The organism is Ectobacillus antri (assembly GCF_003852715.1).
GTDB lineage: Bacteria > Bacillota > Bacilli > Bacillales > Bacillaceae_G > Ectobacillus > Ectobacillus antri.
Map to the genome: position 1 here is coordinate 1 of NZ_RIAV01000018.1, position 18,850 is coordinate 18,850.

The following is an 18,850-nucleotide window of genomic DNA, read 5'->3' on the forward strand; positions in this document are numbered from 1 at the left end:
GGGCAATGTGCTGACAAGCAGTGCAGAAGGTTTCGCAGCAGATAATCCGTTTGGATATGCGGGATACATGTATGATAAAGAAATCGGCATGTATTACCTCATGGCGCGGTATTACCATCCGGTGCATGGTGTGTTTATTTCGGTAGACCCAGATCCAGGTGACGCGGATGATCCGATTACGCAAAATGGGTATGCGTATGCGAATAATAATCCAGTAGTATATGTAGATCCAGATGGTCATTACTTTTGGGTTGTAATAAATGCTGGGTTCGCAGTATATGATGGCTATTCTGCTTATAAATCTGGAGCAAACGCTAGAACAATTGTAAGAAAGGCTGCTTTTGGTGCAATTGGCGGTGGTAGGTTTAAGTTAGCAGGTAAGATAGGTGCTACAGCGCTAAAAAGAAGTAAAGGTAAAGGATTTGTATATTTAAGGACTTCAAATACAGGTGGAAAATATGTAGGTCAAGCTAAAAGTTTTTCTAGATATATGGCGAGGCAAAAAGAACATCATAAAAAAAATCCTGGAAACACTTATACTTTCAGGGTAATTGGAAGGGCTAATCCTGGTAGACCTCTAAATGTGTTAGAACAAAACATGATTAATAGATATGGATATCCAAAAAGATATAAAGGTGTATTGGAAAATAAACGACACCAAATAAGTGAAAAGAACTGGAAGAAGTATGGAATTAAAAGATACTGATAAAATGGGGTGATTAATTTATGTTAGAGTCTCAAGAACATAAGAATTGGCGTGAGGAAAGGGACTTAGAAACAATTGCTTCTTTAAAGGAAGCAGGATCTAACATATTTAAAATACATTATTTACAACATTATTTCTTCCCAAAAACAGAAGAAATGGCTCATAAGGTTGCTAAAACTTTATTTCAAGAAGGGTTTGATGTATATGAACCTTTTACAGTTACAGATGAAGATGGTACAGAGTTTTTAGTGCTAAAGGCAGGCAAGAATTCCAGAATAAATGCAAAAGAAATATTTGAATTAACTCGATTTATGACAGAATTAGCAATCAAAGAATTAGGGCAGGCAGATGACTATGATGGCTGGGAAACACAAGTCATAGAATAAATGTATTTCATTTATTAGCTGTATAAAAGGCAAGTGCCGACGAATTTGTAAGGTTACTTGCCTTTTTGGAATCATTCATTGTAATAACTATTACTAAAAGTGGAGGTATGAATGAACGAATTTGAAATTCTTTCCCCGGATCGTGTACACATTCATGAAAATATTTCTGAGGATTCTATACAAAAAATTGCAATGAATTTAGAGGTGAAGTTTGTTCAAATTGCATGTGAATTATCTCAAGGCACATGGGATTTACTAAATAAAATTGTGTTTAAGGAGCGCAAAGATATCACATTAAGGTTATATGGTGACTATCTTGATGTAAGTTTTTTAAGATTTTTATATGAGGTGCAACATATTGCTATTGATTTATCAGAAGAGCCAAGAGGTCTAGAATACTTAGCTGTGTTAAGACAACTCAAATCTTTACATTTTCATATTTTTGAAATAGAAAATTTTGATGCCTTGCACGAAGTTTCCATTGATTTGGAATCATTAGGTATAGGAGAAACTCGCTCTAAAAAACCTACACTAAAGCCTATAGAACGTTTTAAACAGCTTAAGGATTTAGGTGTGGTCGGACACCAAAAGCACATTGAAGCATTAGCAAATCTGATACATTTACAAAAACTCATGTTGACATCTGTGACTACACCGAATTTGGAATATGTAGAGCGATTGAGGAATTTACAGTCTTTATGTATATCTTTTGGAGGTATCCATAATTTTAAAGCAATTGAAGGTATGAGCAATATCAAGCATCTTGACTTATATCAAATTCGTAAGTTACAGGATCTTTCATTTATTTCGCATCTCACAGGCTTACAGACTTTAACGTTAGGTGCATTGCCAAATGTAACGGAACTCCCTTCATTACAGGATTTGAGGTATCTTTATAAAATTGAGTTAGAAAATATGAAGGGATTGAAAAACCTAGATAGCTTAGAGTTTGCACCAGCACTATGCGAATTTTACCATTCTTCAGCTCAAAATATGCAGCCTGAGGATTATATACCGTTACTGTCAAACAAGAATGTAAAAAAAGTTGGTTGTGGTTTTGGAAGCATAAAAAGAAATGATGCATTTAAGCAATTGGCAAATGAATTTCATAAATTTGCATACTAAATTTATTGTACATATAATTGAACACATAGTGCTAATTAATCATTGGAGTTAGTATAGTTTTATGGACACATCTTAGTTAAGTCCTTACAATGTAGTTCAAGGAAGGATGTGTCCGTATGGAACGTAAAAATACAGGCAAAAAATACAATGAAGATTTTAAGAAAACAGTTGTGGACTTATATCATTCCGGTACCTCTGTGAAAGAATTAAGTAACGAATATGGCGTTTCTGAAGTGACGATCTATAAATGGATCAAAGAATTTACTCCTATTGGAACGGGGGAAGAATCCCTCACTCCCAAAGAGCTGGCTGCCATTCAAAAGGAGAACCTTCGATTAAAACAGGAGATTGAAATCCTAAAAAAGGCTATGGCCATATTCGCGAAAAAGTAAACGATACAGAGCTTACCGATTTTATTGATGAACACAAGAAACAGTACCCGGTTCAGATGATGTGTGACGTGCTGGCTGTTCCGAGAAGTACATACTATCATTCATTACACAAAACAGAGTCAAACTGTGAACGTGAAAATCAAGAGTTAACCAAGAAAATCATTCAGATCCATCAAGAGAGTAAAGAACGGTATGGAGCTCCTAAAATTCATCAAACACTCCTGAAAGGTGGATATTCAGTGAGTTTGAAACGTGTACAGCGTCTCATGACAAAAGCAGAAATTCGTTCGATTACCAAGAAAAAATACAGGCCTCATTCCAGCCGAGAAAAAGTGCTGGAACGTAAGAACCTGTTGGAAAGAGACTTCTCTACCACCACGATCAACGAAAAATGGGTGGCAGATATCACCTACATTCACACATTGAGAGATGGTTGGTGTTACTTGGCTTCTGTGATGGATTTACACTCTAAGAAAATTGTGGGCTATTCATTTTCGCGTTCGATGACAACAGACTTAGTAATGAAAGCTTTAGGAAACGCTTACTCTATACAAAAGCCGGCCAAAGGTTTACTCCTGCACACGGATTTAGGTTCCCAATATACAAGCTCTGTGTTTACAGAATACATTCAATCTCACGGCATCATTCAATCATTTAGCCAAAAAGGCTGTCCTTATGATAATGCCTGTATCGAGTCATTTCACGCCATTTTAAAGAAAGAAGAAGTAAATCATGCGCAATATCTAGACTACCACTCTGCCAAACTAGCTATGTTTCAGTTTATTGAAGGTTGGTATAACAGAAAAAGAATACACAGCAGTCTGGGATACCAAACTCCTCAATCAATTGAAGATCAAATCAAACAATCAGCTTAAAACTTAACTTTTTTGTGTCCAACATATTGACTCAAATCCAGAATGGAGGCCTTAAGATAATGAAAAATGAAAGTACAGAGTATGAATTATTATTTGAAAAGTATGTTAAGGATTTAGAAAGTGCTATTGAAGAAGAAAAAGAAAACATTGATGTCTCAGAAGGTGATAAAACATACAGATATGAATTAGCTATATCAGGAAGAGTTATCGATGTTTTTAGAAGATATTGGTTTGAGTGTGATAAATTAAACGATAACGAGGATATTGAAGAGTATGTTAATCCTAAAGACTTTGTCGTAGATTGGCTTTCTGGATTACATCAAAATTTATATGAAATTATAAACTCACTACCATATTATCCTATTGGTATTGATGAAAACGGAGATTACTCTTAATTCTATACAAAGAAATTGTAAGTAATAGCGCAAAGGAAAAGAATTAAATAGGTAAAATAATAATATTGAGAAGAAAAGGTTTTGCGAAGATGTATTCGTAAGACCTTTTTACATTATGGTGATGTTATTGCGATGACAGACAGCACAGGCAAAGTCGTGGTGCAATATACGTACGACGCGTGGGGCAATGTGCTGACAAGTAGTGCAGAAGGCTTCGCAGCAGATAATCCGTTTGGATATGCGGGATACATGTATGATAAAGAAATCGGCATGTATTACCTCATGGCGCGGTATTATCATCCGGTGCACGGTGTGTTTATTTCGGTAGACCCAGATCCAGGTGACGCGGATGATCCGATTACGCAAAATGGGTATGCGTATGTAAATAATAATCCGGTTATGGGTATTGACCCAGATGGGCACTTTTTCTGGCTAGCTGTGAATGCGGGGTTTGCAGCATATGATGGATATAAGGCTTATCGTGCAGGAGCTACTGTTGGAGGTATAGTAGGTGCAGCTGCGTTAGGTGCTGTTGGTGGATCGAGAATAAAAGGCGCTAAATTAGCAATAAAACCCTTTAAAAAACCTTTTCAAGTTCATCATTTTGCAACAAATAAAAGCAAACGTTATACAAAACACTTCCAAGAAATAGCCAATAAATATAATTTGGATTTAGATGCAGGTTGGAACAAAAAAAGGATGATACATCAAGGACGTCACCCTAATGCGTATCATGAATATATGTTAAGAAATATGAAAAAGATTGATAAACATGCTAAAGGAGATAGGGAGGCTTTTTTAAGGAGTTATAGGAGTTTAAGGAAACATGTTCAAAAAAATCCAGACATGTTATACTCAAGATATTGGAAAAATAGGAGATGAAATGATATATGACTCTAATCTTTGATTACTTAGATGAGATGCAAAGTGATATAGTTTCTCTAAATACTGTAGAGTTAGAGCAAAAGTATTTTAATGTTTGTGTTCAAATATCTGGAAAAGATATGGCAGAACAGATAAAAAATATTAATACAACACATTATCAAGAGTTATTAGGTGAAGCTTTCACAAAAGCAATTAAAAGTTCACTTGATTCTGAAACTAAAGCCATTTACTTTGAGTATGATATGGATAATAATTGGAAGGGCACATACTACCTTTGTACGGAATACTATCCACTGTCCGAAGAAAATGATGATTGGGCATGTGAGTGGGAGGAAAGTATTGCAGGTCCATGTTTATTAGAATTTAGTAATTTGTATGACAATAAAGGTGGATTTAATAACAGTCTAAATATAGGAGTAACACTCTATCTTATTGCTAGAACAGTAGTAGTTTTTAGAGAAATAGCTACTAAATTTAATATAAATCTTCCATTATGTATAGCCTATCATGATCAAGATCCAATAATGCGAATTTATGAGGAATAGGATTAAAAATCATAAGAATAGATTTTAGTGTAAACTCTAAGGTGGAAAGCTTTGTATATCCATGCGGTTAAAAAATTAATTGTCCTCAAGTACAAAAGCACGTCATTCTTTTTTCTTATCCTACTAAGAAAGGGTGGCGTGCTTTTTTATGTGATATTAAGTAAAAAAAGTAGACACAGTATATTAATCACAGAGCTGTCAAAGAAATTGTTTAATTGCTCTTTTGTTGAGAATTTTTCGCATAGAACATAAAAGGAATGCAGTGTAGTAAAAACAGAATACTGATATGGTCAAAATCCATCTTCAGATGCATTGAATGCTCAGAAGGTGATTAAGCATCCTATACTTTTCAACCAGCTGACATATCCGTCCACCACCCTGCATAAACTAATGGAAGGCCCCTATACATAACAAGAACGAGCAACCCTTCGCCCTCCCAAAAAAACTGCCGTGATGTATGCACCACGAGTCACATGTGTTCATACAATACAAAGACTAAATGAATACCCAAATCCCAATTTGGCTCAGGGCAGGCAAGGAGGGTTATACAGTTGAAGGAAAAAGACTTTGGATCTAAACCGTTACTTACGAAACGTGAGAGGGAAGTATTCGAGCTGCTTGTGCAAGACAAGACGACGAAAGAAATTGCCGGCGAATTGTTCATCAGCGAGAAAACAGTACGGAACCACATCAGCAATGAGATGTGTGCCCTTTGCAAACAAAATCTTAGGATACATACGAAGGGTCTCTGGTGTCAGAGGCCTTTTTTCTTTACCTATTTATAAATTCTGTTTCAACTCACTATAGTCTATTCATTGACAATTTTTATCTATGAAGGAGTTCTTGTGGCAAAATGCGAATTTTATACAATGAGGATATGCAAAATTTCATGCAGTTTGCAGAAACATGTTCCATTCCTAAATGTAGCCATGTTAAGTGTGTATAAAAAGATGCATACATGATAATAGCGGGAGAGGCTTCAAGCCCTTCCCATTTCTGTGCTTTGAGGCATTTCCCAATGCTAATAATGTGACGTTATATCGACCAGGACCGTATGGGATATACAGAAGGCATTTCTTCTCCTCACTTACAATTTACTGATAAAGGTATGTTACTGAATTTTTGAAGAAAAGAGGACCGGTTTTATGAAGAGCATATATGAACAACACCAACATGCACACATTGGTTATTATGAAAATGACTATGATCTAGAAGCGATAGGTTACAAAAAAGAAGGAATAGATGAATGGGATATATTTTTTGAACCAGAACACTACAAAGATGTTCATGTTCCTGAACAATATCCTTATATTCCAGGATACGGACATGAAATTGGAGTGATATATACTAACAATTTATTATTTGAAGAAGGAGCTGCTTTTTTTAAAAGGTGGTTACAAGATGCAAAAATTATTAACTACATATAGACTCCAATGATAAATCTTATAATAACTAATGATATTAGGTAAAGAAAGTAGACACAGGATGTGTATCGGAGTAATTAAGCACCAATAGCGCAGGCTATTGGTGTTTTTATATTCCCCCATTTATGTACCCCTCCGTTAGGGGAGCGGTCAAATTAGAGATGTTGGAATTGATTTACTGCTAAGCTTTCGGGAAATCCAAAGAATATGCACCTGTTGAAGCAAGAAATGGTGCAATAACATTAAAAGTAAAAGAAGGAGGGATAATTGCGATGACGGATAACGAAGAATTGTTCAAAAAATTACAAGAACGGGCAATGGATATTAAGCAATTTAACGTTGAGCAGTTAGGGATCTTCGGTTCTTTTGCAAGAGGAGATGCGACAGAAACAAGCGATATTGATATACTGGTGAAGTTTAATGATGGACATAAAAAATTCAAATCGTACATGGGACTGAAATTCTACTTGGAAGGATTGTTAGGCAGGGAGGTTGACCTCGTGACGAGTGAAAGTATTCGTAAAGAAATACAACCTCATATCAAGGAGGATATTCGGTATGTCCAAGGATTATAGAATTCATATCAACGACATAATAAATGAAATTGATGAAACACTTTCTTTTATAGAAGGCTTATCTTTTGAGCAATATGAACAGGATTGAAAAACTCAAAAAGCCACGATTCGGGGTTTAGAAATTATTGGTGAAACAATGAACCGGATTCCAAGAGAGTTTCAAAGTAAATATCCTGAAGTGTCTTGGAGGGACTGGATTGCATTTCGAAATGTATTGATACATGTGTACCACGCTGTTGATTTAGAATTAGTTTGGGAAACGATGAAAGATGAATTACAACTGCTTCGCAAGCAAATGGCTTCCATAATAGAAAAAGAATCCTAATATTTGGGTAGTATTCATAAATGAGTCTAATGCTCAGGAATGGAGGGTTCCGAAAAAGCTAAATAAAGCATAAAATACTCCGCACCAATTTCTGAACTGCACCCCGATTGTTAGTTGTGTCTAACAATCGGGGTGCAGTTCATTCATAGGTGGGGAGTATTTGGCGCATACCTTACTCTAAAGAAATCCTGCCTTAGAGTTTCCAAGTTCGTTTGGGAGCTAAAAAGGGTTTACTTTAAATTGGTCACTCGCTATCTTTAGGTATTGCTCTTGCTCTATATCTCTTTCATCTAACCAACTAACCTTTACGTAGATATAAGGACTATCTTTTAATACATCCTGTAGACCAACTCCCTTGTTTAGCATAAATGATGTCGAAGATGAGATTCCTTTAATATCCTTTATATTTGGACCAATCGTAAAGTTTTTTAATGTAGTTGATTTAGGGTAACTTTGTATTTCCATTAAGTTAGTTATAGTCAGGAATGGGGCATGTAAGCTACGCCATGCTTCCTTTTCGAGAGCCCCAAGTATGGTTACATTTTTCATAAACTGCTTGGGGTGATCAATTATCACTTCAAAAGTTATATAATTCTCATTAGTTTGTATCACTATAATAGAAGTTTGAAATAAATCAGTGCTTGGAGGAAATGATTTGATATCTTGTTTAAACAGATCTTCATATTCTTGATTTATAGGATTTTCTAATGCATCTTGATCTGATTCGCTCTGCACAATTATTTGGGATGATTCTGCTTTCTTGGACTCTTGTGAGTTAGAGCAGCCTGTTGTAAGTGCACTTATTAGAGTGAAGCCGCATAAGAGAAGATAGATGTAATTCATCATAGTCTGTAGCCGTATTCCGGATAGCTATAGTATTTATATCCCTTGTACCAGTTAGTCCAAGCCCGGTTTTTCAGTTCGGAATCATTGTTATAGTTAGGAGAGAAATTCGTTACTACCGGATAATATCCATTATCGCGCGTGAAGTCTATTTGTATTGTCTTTGTATAGCCAGAAGAATTTACCCAAGAAGAGTATGTATGTGCAAAGTTCTCACGAGACTTTGCCTCATACCACTTCGACCAAGAACCACGGTTATACACCTTTGCTTTTTTTCCAATGTAACGATAAGATTTATAAGCATAAACAGTAGATTCACGGTACTTATCTATGCTAGTTACTAGTCTATTTGCAGACTCAACTAAGACACCGCCGCCAGTCTTAAAAGTAAAACCTGCAACAGTAACCCCATTACTCCAAATTGAATTGGCTATCCCCTGATCAAGGTCTTGTTGAATTAATGTTCCGTTAGAATAGGCATATTTACTAATGGATGTTGTACCATCTGGATATTCTTGATAATAATTTGGACCAGGGGGAATAGGATCAGTTGCGTTCTTTTTTGCTGCCATCTGGATTTCCATGTAAGTTGGTTCATAGATAGTTGTGCCTTCATATTGTAATGCAGGAGTAGCTGTTGTATCTAACGATGTTTCCTTCTCCTCTGTCACAACTTGGTACCCCTCAATAGGTGGCGTGGGGAATTGCTCACTTGTAGATCCATCTTCAGCAAATGCTGAGGTGGGACTAAGAGAGAATGCTAGAATACCTGTTACTAAAATAGCTGCAGTTTTTCTCATCCTTAACTTCTCCTTCTGTAGATATTTTGTAGAATTATGTATATAAGTCCCACTAATAAAAAATTATATATCTCGGTTAGTATTTTGCCAATAAAAATAATTATGAAAATTCAATTATTTAAGGGTCATGACGAACTTTTTACTTGCCAAACAGGCAACTAAAGAACTCTTTTTCTTTTCATAAGGTTTAATGTGAAGTTTCGGTTCTATAGAATGGTACTTAAAAGAATGAATGAGAAAGTTAGGTGAGCCAAAAGCAATAGAACAGATACTGTATTGCTTTTTTCTATGCCCCAGCCCAAATGTAAAGATTATGTTAAAGTAGAACTATTCACTTGCAGTATATAAGTATTTGATTATATACTTATCAACGAAAAGGACAGAAAATAAGGTTTTGCGTAGAAGCTGTTGCTACTCTCCGTATAAGAAGTATGTTTTTATCAAATATATAAGTATATAATTATTTGTTAAATTAATAGAAAGGAGCGTATGTATGCAGCAAACCATACTAGATATAGAAAAAACCGCACAAACGTTAAAGCTGTTAGGTGACAAAACGAGATTAACCATTATCGCAATTCTGCAGCAGCGTGAGTGCTGTGTGTGTGAGTTTACTGAAGTATTTGATACGAGTCAGCCTTCCATTAGTCAGCATCTGCGCAAATTAAAAGACGTCGGTCTTATTAAAGAAGAACGCAGAGGGCAGTGGATTTATTATTCTTTGCATACACAAAGCGAGTTATACCCTCTTGTGCAGGAGATACTTCGGCATGTTCCCGAGCAGACAGAGAAGATTAAGCATATTGAGCTAAGTAACCCAACTGGTTGTTGTTTATAGCATCATGAAAAGGGAGTGAGGAAATGGGGAATACAGAGAAAAAACGATTGGGTTTTTTGGATCGCTATCTAACGCTTTGGATTTTCTTGGCCATGGCGGTGGGGATTGGGCTAGGATTTGCGGCGCCAGGTTTTGTCGATGGCCTTAATAGCCTACAGGTAGGAACAACGTCTATCCCGCTAGCGATTGGATTGATATTGATGATGTATCCGCCGCTAGCAAAGGTACGCTATGAAGAGATGGGCCGTGTGTTTAAGGATGTAAAGGTATTAGTATTATCGCTTGTACAAAACTGGATTATTGGTCCTGTGTTGATGTTTGCACTTGCGATTATCTTTTTACCTGATAAGCCAGAGTATATGGTTGGTCTCATTATGATTGGTTTGGCGCGCTGCATTGCGATGGTGATTGTGTGGAACGACCTTGCGAAAGGTGATACGGAATATGCTGCTGGCTTAGTGGCCTTCAATTCCGTGTTCCAAATGTTATTTTTCTCCGTGTATGCATATGTGTTTGTAACAATCATTCCAGAGTGGCTTGGATTAGAAGGTGCGGTTGTAAGCATCACAATGGCTGAAGTGGCAAAGTCGGTGTTCATTTACTTAGGTATTCCGTTTTTGGCGGGGATGCTGACACGCTTTACGTTAGTCAAAGCGAAGGGCAGAGAATGGTATGAGAAAGTGTTCATTCCTAAGATCAGCCCCACTACACTTATCGCATTATTATTTACCATCATCGTGATGTTCTCGTTAAAGGGAGACACGATTGTTAGCTTGCCTTTAGATGTGGTGCGAATTGCGATTCCATTGTTGATCTACTTCATTGTAATGTTCTTTATCTCCTTCTATATGGGTAAGAAGATAGGAGCAAATTATCCGGTTACAACAACGCTTGCCTTTACGGCTGGCAGTAATAACTTTGAACTGGCGATTGCAGTGGCGGTTGGCGTGTTCGGCATTCATTCCGGTGCTGCCTTTGCAGCCGTTATTGGACCGCTTGTTGAGGTGCCGGTAATGATTGCATTAGTTAATGTAGCATTATGGTTTAAACGTAAGTATTTCGCGGAACATACCGCATCATCATAATAAAAAAGGTGGAATCACATCATGACAAACAAAAAAACAATTTATTTCTTATGCACAGGTAACTCTTGCCGTAGTCAAATGGCAGAAGGATGGGCAAAGCAATACTTAGGTGACGAGTGGAATGTATACAGCGCAGGTCTTGAGGCACATGGTTTGAATCCCAACGCTGTAAAAGCTATGCAGGAAGCGGGCGTAGACATTACAAATCAAACGTCTGACGTAATTGATCCAAACATTTTAAATGATGCTGATTTAGTTGTTACATTATGTGGTCATGCGGCGGAGCATTGCCCAGCTGTCAGACCGAACAAAGCAAATGCACGTAAGATTCATGTAGGATTTGATGATCCGGCAGGTAAAGAGTGGTCCGAATTCCAGCGCGTACGCGATGAGATTCGTGACGCGATGAAGTATTTTGCCGAGCACGGTAAGTTTCCAAACGAGCAATAAGCTCATTGAAATGAGCAAAAAAGCCGAGAACTTGTTCTCGGCTCATTTTATAGGAGGTGCTAATGCATGAGAAAAATTGAAATCTTTGACCCAGCAATGTGTTGTCCAACAGGTGTATGCGGTCCTAGTATTGACCCGGAGCTTATTCGTATTTCGGTAGCTGTTCAAAATTTACAAAAGAAAGGTGTAGACATCGTTCGTTACAACTTAGGCAGTGAACCTGATGCGTTTGTAAACAATGAGGTAATTAGTCAACTGTTAATGGAAAAGGGGCCAGATGTGTTACCTATCGTTTTAGTTGATGGTACGGCTATCAAGGAGCAAGGGTATCCAACAAACACGGAGCTAGCAGAACTGACAGGTATACCAGAAGAACAATTGAGTCAAAAGCCCAAGGTGCGTTTAAGTTTGAACATTAACAAATAAGAAAGAAGTGAAACAGTATGAAGGAATTGTTTCATCCACAGTCCATAAAACTTACGCCGTTTTTGTTTTTTACTGGTAAGGGAGGAGTGGGTAAAACATCCACAGCTTGTGCAACAGCGGTTACGCTCGCTGATATGGGAAAACGGGTGCTGCTTGTTAGTACAGATCCCGCTTCTAACTTGCAGGATGTATTTGAAGTAGAAGTAAAAAACGAACCTACAGCTATTCCAGGTGTACCGAATTTATTTGCGGCAAATTTAGATCCAGAAACAGCGGCGCTTGCATACAAGGAGAAGGTGGTGGGGCCGTATCGCGGTAAGTTACCTGAAGCTGTCATTTTGACAATGGAGGAACAATTATCAGGAGCATGTACCGTTGAAATTGCGGCTTTTGACGAGTTTTCCACACTGCTAACAAATCAAGAACTCACAAAACGTTTTGATCATATTATCTTTGATACGGCACCGACCGGGCATACACTTCGTTTACTGCAGCTTCCATCAGCATGGAGTGGATTTTTAGAGGACAGTACACACGGTGCGTCCTGCCTAGGACCGCTCGCTGGGCTAGAATCAAAGAAAACATTATATAAGCAAACGATGGATGCATTATCTGATATGAAACAAACAACATTGCTTCTTGTTACAAGACCTGATGCTTCTCCTTTACAAGAAGCGGCAAGAGCGTCTCGGGAGTTAAGAGAGATTGGGCTCGAAAATCAGTATCTCCTTATCAATGGTGTTATGAGAAAGTATGTGAAAGACGATGCAATATCCACAGCTTTGTTCACAAAACAGTCTGAGGCGTTACAAGATATGCCTAGTGAATTGCAGAACTTACAAGGGTTTGAAATACCAATGGTTTCATTCAATCTTACAGGCGTTACACAGATTCGAAAGTTTTTCTCTTTTAAAGAAATAACCAATATGCCAATACAAGAAAATAAGTTTGTAGTAGTTCCTTCATTACAAACACTCCTAGAGAATATAGCAGAAACAAAGAAGCGTGTCATTTTTACAATGGGAAAAGGTGGTGTCGGAAAAACTACCGTTGCTTCTGCAATCGCAATTGGATTGGCTGAAAAGGGACAGCGAGTTCATCTGACCACAACAGACCCGGCAGCACATGTAGAGTACGTTTTCAACGGCGATAAAGGCAATCTCACGATTAGTAAGATTGATCCAAAAGCTGAGGTAGAAAAGTATCAACATGAGGTTATCCGTCAAGCGCAGGAAACCTTGGATGACGAGGGAATTGCTTACTTGGAGGAGGATTTACGCTCGCCTTGTACAGAAGAAATCGCTGTGTTTCGTGCTTTTGCTGATATTGTAGAACGAGCAGAAGAAGAGATTGTCGTAATTGATACAGCACCGACCGGACATACCTTACTGTTATTGGATGCGGCTCAGTCATATCATAAGGAAATTGCACGTTCAACAGGTGAAGTGCCACTATCTGTCCAAAAATTATTACCACGTCTTCGCAATCCTGAAGAAACAAGTGTTGTGATTGTCACACTAGCAGAGGCAACACCGGTTCATGAGGCCAGCCGTCTGCAGGATGACTTGCGACGCGCCAGCATCGAGCCGAAATGGTGGGTCATTAATCAAGCCTTCTACGGAACAGAAACGAAAGATCCGATTCTACATGGACGAGCAGCGTCAGAAATACAATGGATACAAGAGATTAAGCGAAAATCCAACGATTATTGTGTAATCATTCCATGGCAGCCCGAAGAGGTTATCGGGTATGAAAAGATAAAAGCATTAACACTTTAAGGATTCATAAGGAACGATAGATGCGCACAGTGATGGTATATTGTATGCAGTACTTGATTGCGAGCATTTTTTAGAAGAGAGTGCGGTGCATGACGGGAGTCAATCATTATAAAAGGGGAGCTAGTTATGATTATTACAGATAAAGCAAAAGTATTTATTGAAGGGGTTATGAAGGAGAATGGTGTATCTACCCTACGTTTTACGTTTGAAAGTGCAGGCTGTTGCGGTCCGAGCTATCGCATGGTATTAGAAGCTGCACATGAAGGTGATCGAATAGCGCAGATAAACGGAATAGAAGTAGCGATGGAGCCTAAGGTCGCAGACGTAGTGCAAACACTGATGCTAGATTATGAGGAAGATGAGCATGGAGCTGGCTTAGTAGTAAGCGGCGGTTCGAGCTGCTGTTAAATAAACATGAAGGAGAATACAAGATGGCAAATTATCATGAACTGATAACAGGAAAAGTATATATTGGCGGAGTCGATGATATTCAGGATGCGGTGAAAGGACATGGTGTTACAGATGTGTTTGATCTTCGTGAAAATGGTACGGAACCAGAAGGGTTTCCGAAAGAGGTGACACGTCATGCCTATCCAATTGTTGAAGATGTAGAAGGGCAGGATGAATCTGTCCAAAAGGCAATTAAAGCAGTAAAAGAAGCGGTAGAGCAAGGGAAAAAGGTATACTTCCATTGTTCAGGGGGAAAAAATCGTACAGGAACAGTGGCGACAGGATTATTAGTAGAAATGGGACAAGCTTCGAGTGTAGAAGAAGCAGAGCAACAGGCCAAAGAAGTTCGCTCTGTAATTAGTATCAAGCCTGAAATGAAAAATGTTTTACATCGATTATATACGAAATAATGTTGCAGCATTTCCACCTGAATTTGTCGTGAATTCAGGTGTTTTTTCAATGTATTTAAATCAATTTTTTTTGATGAATTAGTTGTTAAAATGAAAGATATGGAATATACTACTAATATCAAAAGAATTTGATTAAAGGAGCAACAGTTATGAAAGAAATTAAACTGTATAATGAATCCATAGTCGCGTCTTTTACAACGTATGAGAAAAAATTTAAGGCATTGGCAGATCAGAAAAGACTTCATATTTTGTACGAACTTTGTCAACGTGGCGAAACGTGTGTATGTGATTTAACAGGCGTGTTGGAATTACCACAGTCAAAGCTCTCGTACCATTTGAAAATCTTACTGGATGCCAATTTGATTACGAAAGACACAAGAGGAACATGGAGCTATTATGATATTAATAAAAAAGAAGTAGACGCCTTGCTTTCTGAACAGCTGTGCTGTATCTTTCGTCCAATGTCCTAAAAATTTTTCGTTAATTAATCAATTTTTTTTGATTAACAAACTTGTTAGTAGTGTATCTGCTTTATACATTATGGAATAGGGAAAGAGGGGAATATGATGAAGCCAATTCAATTGCAAGCAAAAAACACAAAAGGGTGCTGTACATCAGTAAAGGTACCTGTATTCATAGAAGCACAGGAGCAAAGTGTTAAGCGGTTACCTGTTGTAATTATTGGAGCGGGACCTATAGGGCTCGCTGCGGCTGCTCATTTAGCAAAAAAAGGAGAAGCATTTCTCTTGTTAGAGGCTGGGAGTGAAGTTGCATCAAATGTTTCGACTTGGGAACACGTTCGGTTGTTTTCACCTTGGCGTTATAACTTGGATAAAGCAGCAGTTGAATTACTTGAGAAGCAGGGATGGAAAGCTCCTGATTTAAATCAACTACCTACGGGAAAAGAGCTTGTTGACGATTACCTGCGACCTTTATCAAACCTTCCAGAAATTTATCCGTACTTCCATCCGAACACGAAGGTAGTAGGCATGAGTCGAAAAGACACAGATAAAATGAAAACAGCTGGGCGTGAGCATGCACCATTTGTTTTATATACAGAGAAAGATGGTGTATTTACAGTGTATGAGGCGCGTGCCGTTCTAGATGCCTCTGGTACATGGGGAAATCCAAACCCTGCTCATTCTAGCGGGGTATGGCTAACCGAAGAAAAGTCGCTTCATGAACAGATTTTCTATGGCATTCCAGATATATTAGGAAAGAAACAGAATCGTTACGGAAATAAGAGAATCGCTGTAGTAGGAGCAGGTCATTCAGCTATTAATACGCTATTAGAGCTAGCTGCACTACAGGAAATATATCCAGAAACAGATATCGTTTGGGTGATGAGGCGCCAACGTGTTGAAGAAGCCTATGGCGGAGAAGAAAGAGACGCATTGGCAGCTCGCGGTGCGTTAGGAAGCCGCATCCATAAGTTAGTTGATGAAGGAAAAGTAAAGGTGGTTACACCTTTTCAAGTGCAACGTATGTTAAAGACAAACAATGTGATAAATATACTAGGCAATATGAATGGAAAAAAAGAGATGATTGCAGATTTGGATGAAATTATTGTGAATACAGGAAGTCGCCCTAATTTGGATATGCTTCGTGAACTACGTACTTCAATTGATACGGCAACAGAAAGTGTAAAGGCATTGGCATCATTAATCGACCCAAATGTCCATAGCTGCGGAACGGTTCGTCCACATGGTGAAAAAGAACTGCGACAACCGGAAACAAACTTTTATATTTTAGGCTCCAAAAGCTACGGACGGGCGCCTACATTTTTAATGGCAACAGGTTATGAGCAAGTGCGCTCTGTTGTCGCATATTTAACCGGAGATAAAAAGGCGGCAGAGCAGGTAGAATTAGATTTGCCTGAGACCGGTGTTTGCAGTATAAACCGTAATACAGGGAGTTCTTGCTGCTGAGATATGCATTTTATAGGAGCCGGCATGCAGGGCTCCTTTTGTTAATGAATATACACTAGGGGGATGGCGTTATGACAATCAATCATGCAGGGAGACTTGGAAAAGATTATTTTTTATCCTATATGAAGCTCGTTATGCATGCCCGTCAATATTCTGCAGAGGAAGCGAAACAATATGTATTTCAAAACATGTTTGGAATGGATTCCAAAAGTTTGGGGCCAGTTTCATATCGAAGTTTTTTAGAGGCTTATCAAGAGTTGTTGCAGTGCGTATAGGAGGATGAGTGCTCTGAAAATGGAGAGTAAACAGAAAACAATTGTAGTTGTCGCAGTGGTTACAGCATTTAGCCTGCTGGGAGATTCAATGTTATATATTGTTTTACCTATTTATTGGAAAGAAGTTGGTCTTGATTCTTTGTGGCAAGTGGGTGTATTGCTGTCTATAAATCGGTTTATACGATTACCCTTTAATCCATTAGTAGGATGGTTGTATCAAACACTTCCATTACGAACGGGGTTAATGATTGCTGTTGTGCTCGGAGCTATAGCTACATTGGGATACAGTGTTGCAAAGGGATTTATAGCTTGGCTTATTTTGCGAGGACTTTGGGGCATCGCTTGGTCGTTCTTTCGAATCGGTGGTCTTTCAACGGTTGTATATTATGCTGATGAAAACGGACGGGGAAAATCCATGGGGTTGTATAACGGCGTATATCGATTAGGTAGCTTATTCGGCATGTTGTTTGGGGGCATACTGGTGCCTGTCATTGGAATACATTATGTTGCCGGTTTATTTGGGTGCTTGGCCTTTTTAGGTTTGCCTCTTCTCATGATAGCCTTTCGAGATAAAAATGAGAATAAACAACATGAATATAAGAAACAAAATATTATTCTTACACAAACTCAAAATGCCAGCTATAAAGCTAGTATAATCATCAGCGGTTTTTTCATTACTGTATTTATTCAAGGTGTATTCATTGCGACACTCAGTTTTATAATGGAGCGGTATTATGGCAAGGAAGTCAGCGTATTTGGTGTTGTAATGAGCGTCACGTTTCTATCAGGTCTCATACAATCGGTACGATGGGGCTGGGAACCTTACTTGGCGAGTCGGTTTGGTCATTGGTCAGATGGTCCGAAAGGCAGGCTGCCGCTATATGTGATTGCTCTTGTATTTGTGGGGCTGACCTTTGGGATGGTATCTATGAACATATGGCTACCTATGTGGATTGTTATAACACTAGGTGTCATGCTAGGTGCAACTGCACTGACTACTTTAACTGACACGTTAGCTTCAGATGTAGCAAAAACCACAAACGTAGTATCTTTTTTAACAATCTATTCGATTGTACTGGATATTGGAGCTGCAGTAGGGCCTGTGATAAGTTACGTTTTAATCACAGTAGATAAGGGGCTTATGTACCTATATTGGAGTGGAACGGGTACATTCCTTTTATTAGCTGGATTTTGGCTTGTAGTATACGTAAACAAAAAGAAAACCTCAGTAATAGAGGGGGCATATAATGGGTAAATGGTATACTTGCATAAAACACATCACTCAAAGGATTAAATCCATATATGCCTACATAGGATAGAATGGGGTGATATGTAATGCCGAGGATTAAATATACACAATCAGATATAGAACTGTTAGGACGCTTAATGCGAGCAGAAGCAGAAGGGGAAGGACAGCAAGGTATGTTGTTGGTTGGGAACGTTGGGGTAAATAGGGTTTTTGGAAATTGTTTAGACTTTAAGGGCATCACAAATATTCAACAGATGGTATATCAGCAGCAAGGTGGAAGTTATTCATTTGAGGCTGTTTCAAAGGGATATTTTTATCAACGCGCTAGGCAAGTTGACAAGGATTTGGCGAAAAAATGTTTGGATTATTGGCTAGGGCATCCTGCACGAAACTCACTTTGGTTCTTTAATCCGACAGGAAGTTGTCCTCCTGTTTGGTGGAATCAAAGAAAAGCGGGACAGTATAAAGAGCATTGTTTTTATCAGCCGAGTCAACAAGAATGTCCAAGGGTGTTTTAGGTAAGAGGCCGAGACATAACTGCATCATGTAACTCTAAAGCCGAAAGAATAGAGAATAACGAACACTCATAAAGGAAAAATCCGAACTAAATCGAATTCTGTGTCGAGAATGCCGACTAATAGTTCGGATTTTTCTTTGGCTGAAAACCTTTTGTCCCAGCCTCTAT

23 protein-coding genes and 2 pseudogenes are annotated in these 18,850 nt (G+C 38.3%); 23 read left to right on the top strand and 2 right to left on the bottom strand.

Annotated features, from left to right (window positions below):
* The 11 genes and pseudogenes from EEJ45_RS13840 to EEJ45_RS18755 form a co-directional block, all read left to right on the top strand.
* A partial coding sequence (locus tag EEJ45_RS13840) for an RHS repeat-associated core domain-containing protein (protein ID WP_164464292.1) occupies positions 1–706 on the top strand: 706 nt, incomplete at its 5' end.
* Positions 707–726: 20 nt separating this feature from the next.
* The gene (locus EEJ45_RS13845) at positions 727–1,092 is read left to right on the top strand and encodes a ribonuclease E inhibitor RraB (protein WP_124565406.1); all 366 of its coding nucleotides are present in this window, start codon (positions 727–729) and stop codon (positions 1,090–1,092) included.
* Positions 1,093–1,203: 111 nt separating this feature from the next.
* Positions 1,204–2,217, top strand: coding sequence for a leucine-rich repeat domain-containing protein (locus EEJ45_RS13850; protein WP_124565407.1), 1,014 nt, complete (start codon positions 1,204–1,206; stop codon positions 2,215–2,217).
* 116 nt (positions 2,218–2,333) lie between these two features.
* Positions 2,334–3,484, top strand: a protein-coding gene (locus EEJ45_RS13855; protein ID WP_124565408.1) for an IS3 family transposase whose coding sequence is annotated in 2 segments (ribosomal slippage) — positions 2,334–2,583 and positions 2,583–3,484 — 1,152 coding nt in all. Because the reading frame shifts where the segments join, the coding sequence is not laid out codon by codon here.
* A gap of 59 nt (positions 3,485–3,543) precedes the next feature.
* The gene (locus EEJ45_RS13860; RefSeq protein WP_124565409.1) at positions 3,544–3,879 is read left to right on the top strand and encodes a hypothetical protein; all 336 of its coding nucleotides are present in this window, start codon (positions 3,544–3,546) and stop codon (positions 3,877–3,879) included.
* A 105-nt stretch (positions 3,880–3,984) separates the two neighbouring features.
* Positions 3,985–4,761, top strand: a pseudogene (locus EEJ45_RS13865) (RHS repeat-associated core domain-containing protein); the annotation flags it as partial.
* Between the two features lie 8 nt (positions 4,762–4,769).
* Complete coding sequence (locus tag EEJ45_RS13870; protein WP_124565410.1) at positions 4,770–5,309, top strand: hypothetical protein; 540 nt, start codon at positions 4,770–4,772, stop codon at positions 5,307–5,309.
* A 551-nt stretch (positions 5,310–5,860) separates the two neighbouring features.
* Positions 5,861–6,094 carry a helix-turn-helix domain-containing protein gene (locus EEJ45_RS13875; protein ID WP_124565411.1) on the top strand — a complete coding sequence of 78 codons (234 nt, stop codon included), beginning with the start codon at positions 5,861–5,863 and terminating at the stop codon, positions 6,092–6,094.
* A gap of 360 nt (positions 6,095–6,454) precedes the next feature.
* Positions 6,455–6,736, top strand: coding sequence for a DUF3986 family protein (locus EEJ45_RS13880; RefSeq protein ID WP_124565412.1), 282 nt, complete (start codon positions 6,455–6,457; stop codon positions 6,734–6,736).
* A 269-nt stretch (positions 6,737–7,005) separates the two neighbouring features.
* Complete coding sequence (locus EEJ45_RS13885) at positions 7,006–7,308, top strand: nucleotidyltransferase family protein (RefSeq protein ID WP_124565413.1); 303 nt, start codon at positions 7,006–7,008, stop codon at positions 7,306–7,308.
* A 100-nt stretch (positions 7,309–7,408) separates the two neighbouring features.
* Positions 7,409–7,633 (top strand): annotated as a pseudogene (locus EEJ45_RS18755) (HepT-like ribonuclease domain-containing protein); the annotation flags it as partial.
* A gap of 219 nt (positions 7,634–7,852) precedes the next feature.
* Here EEJ45_RS18755 and EEJ45_RS13895 read toward each other — a convergent pair.
* Positions 7,853–8,479, bottom strand: a complete 627-nt coding sequence (locus EEJ45_RS13895; RefSeq protein ID WP_124565414.1) for a hypothetical protein — start codon at positions 8,477–8,479, stop codon at positions 7,853–7,855.
* Complete coding sequence (locus EEJ45_RS13900; RefSeq protein WP_124565415.1) at positions 8,476–9,276, bottom strand: hypothetical protein; 801 nt, start codon at positions 9,274–9,276, stop codon at positions 8,476–8,478. The genes EEJ45_RS13895 and EEJ45_RS13900 overlap by 4 nt, the downstream gene beginning before the upstream one ends.
* Positions 9,277–9,769: 493 nt before the next feature.
* Between EEJ45_RS13900 and EEJ45_RS13905 the strand changes: the two genes are divergently transcribed.
* The 12 genes from EEJ45_RS13905 to EEJ45_RS13960 all read left to right on the top strand — a co-directional run bounded on the left by EEJ45_RS13905 (position 9,770) and on the right by EEJ45_RS13960 (position 18,683).
* Positions 9,770–10,114, top strand: coding sequence for an ArsR/SmtB family transcription factor (locus EEJ45_RS13905; RefSeq protein ID WP_124565416.1), 345 nt, complete (start codon positions 9,770–9,772; stop codon positions 10,112–10,114).
* Between the two features lie 23 nt (positions 10,115–10,137).
* Positions 10,138–11,199 (top strand): ACR3 family arsenite efflux transporter, encoded by a 1,062-nt coding sequence (gene arsB / locus EEJ45_RS13910; RefSeq protein WP_124565417.1) that lies wholly within the window; start codon positions 10,138–10,140, stop codon positions 11,197–11,199.
* A 21-nt stretch (positions 11,200–11,220) separates the two neighbouring features.
* Positions 11,221–11,649 (top strand): arsenate reductase (thioredoxin), encoded by a 429-nt coding sequence (gene arsC / locus EEJ45_RS13915; RefSeq protein WP_124565418.1) that lies wholly within the window; start codon positions 11,221–11,223, stop codon positions 11,647–11,649.
* A 66-nt stretch (positions 11,650–11,715) separates the two neighbouring features.
* Complete coding sequence (arsD, locus tag EEJ45_RS13920) at positions 11,716–12,075, top strand: arsenite efflux transporter metallochaperone ArsD (RefSeq protein ID WP_124565419.1); 360 nt, start codon at positions 11,716–11,718, stop codon at positions 12,073–12,075.
* Between the two features lie 17 nt (positions 12,076–12,092).
* Positions 12,093–13,853, top strand: coding sequence for an arsenical pump-driving ATPase (gene arsA, locus EEJ45_RS13925; RefSeq protein ID WP_124565420.1), 1,761 nt, complete (start codon positions 12,093–12,095; stop codon positions 13,851–13,853).
* A 126-nt stretch (positions 13,854–13,979) separates the two neighbouring features.
* Positions 13,980–14,261 (top strand): adhesin, encoded by a 282-nt coding sequence (locus tag EEJ45_RS13930; protein WP_124565421.1) that lies wholly within the window; start codon positions 13,980–13,982, stop codon positions 14,259–14,261.
* Positions 14,262–14,284: 23 nt separating this feature from the next.
* Positions 14,285–14,713: a protein-tyrosine phosphatase family protein gene (locus EEJ45_RS13935; protein ID WP_124565422.1), complete on the top strand. Its 429-nt coding sequence runs from the start codon at positions 14,285–14,287 to the stop codon at positions 14,711–14,713.
* Between the two features lie 149 nt (positions 14,714–14,862).
* Positions 14,863–15,183 (top strand): ArsR/SmtB family transcription factor, encoded by a 321-nt coding sequence (locus tag EEJ45_RS13940; protein WP_124565423.1) that lies wholly within the window; start codon positions 14,863–14,865, stop codon positions 15,181–15,183.
* 96 nt (positions 15,184–15,279) lie between these two features.
* Positions 15,280–16,641 carry an FAD-dependent oxidoreductase gene (locus EEJ45_RS13945; protein ID WP_124565465.1) on the top strand — a complete coding sequence of 454 codons (1,362 nt, stop codon included), beginning with the start codon at positions 15,280–15,282 and terminating at the stop codon, positions 16,639–16,641.
* A 71-nt stretch (positions 16,642–16,712) separates the two neighbouring features.
* Positions 16,713–16,916 carry a hypothetical protein gene (locus EEJ45_RS13950; protein ID WP_124565424.1) on the top strand — a complete coding sequence of 68 codons (204 nt, stop codon included), beginning with the start codon at positions 16,713–16,715 and terminating at the stop codon, positions 16,914–16,916.
* 4 nt (positions 16,917–16,920) lie between these two features.
* Complete coding sequence (locus EEJ45_RS13955; protein ID WP_124565425.1) at positions 16,921–18,171, top strand: MFS transporter; 1,251 nt, start codon at positions 16,921–16,923, stop codon at positions 18,169–18,171.
* An 80-nt stretch (positions 18,172–18,251) separates the two neighbouring features.
* Positions 18,252–18,683 (top strand): cell wall hydrolase, encoded by a 432-nt coding sequence (locus tag EEJ45_RS13960; protein WP_124565426.1) that lies wholly within the window; start codon positions 18,252–18,254, stop codon positions 18,681–18,683.
* Positions 18,684–18,850: the final 167 nt, after the last annotated feature.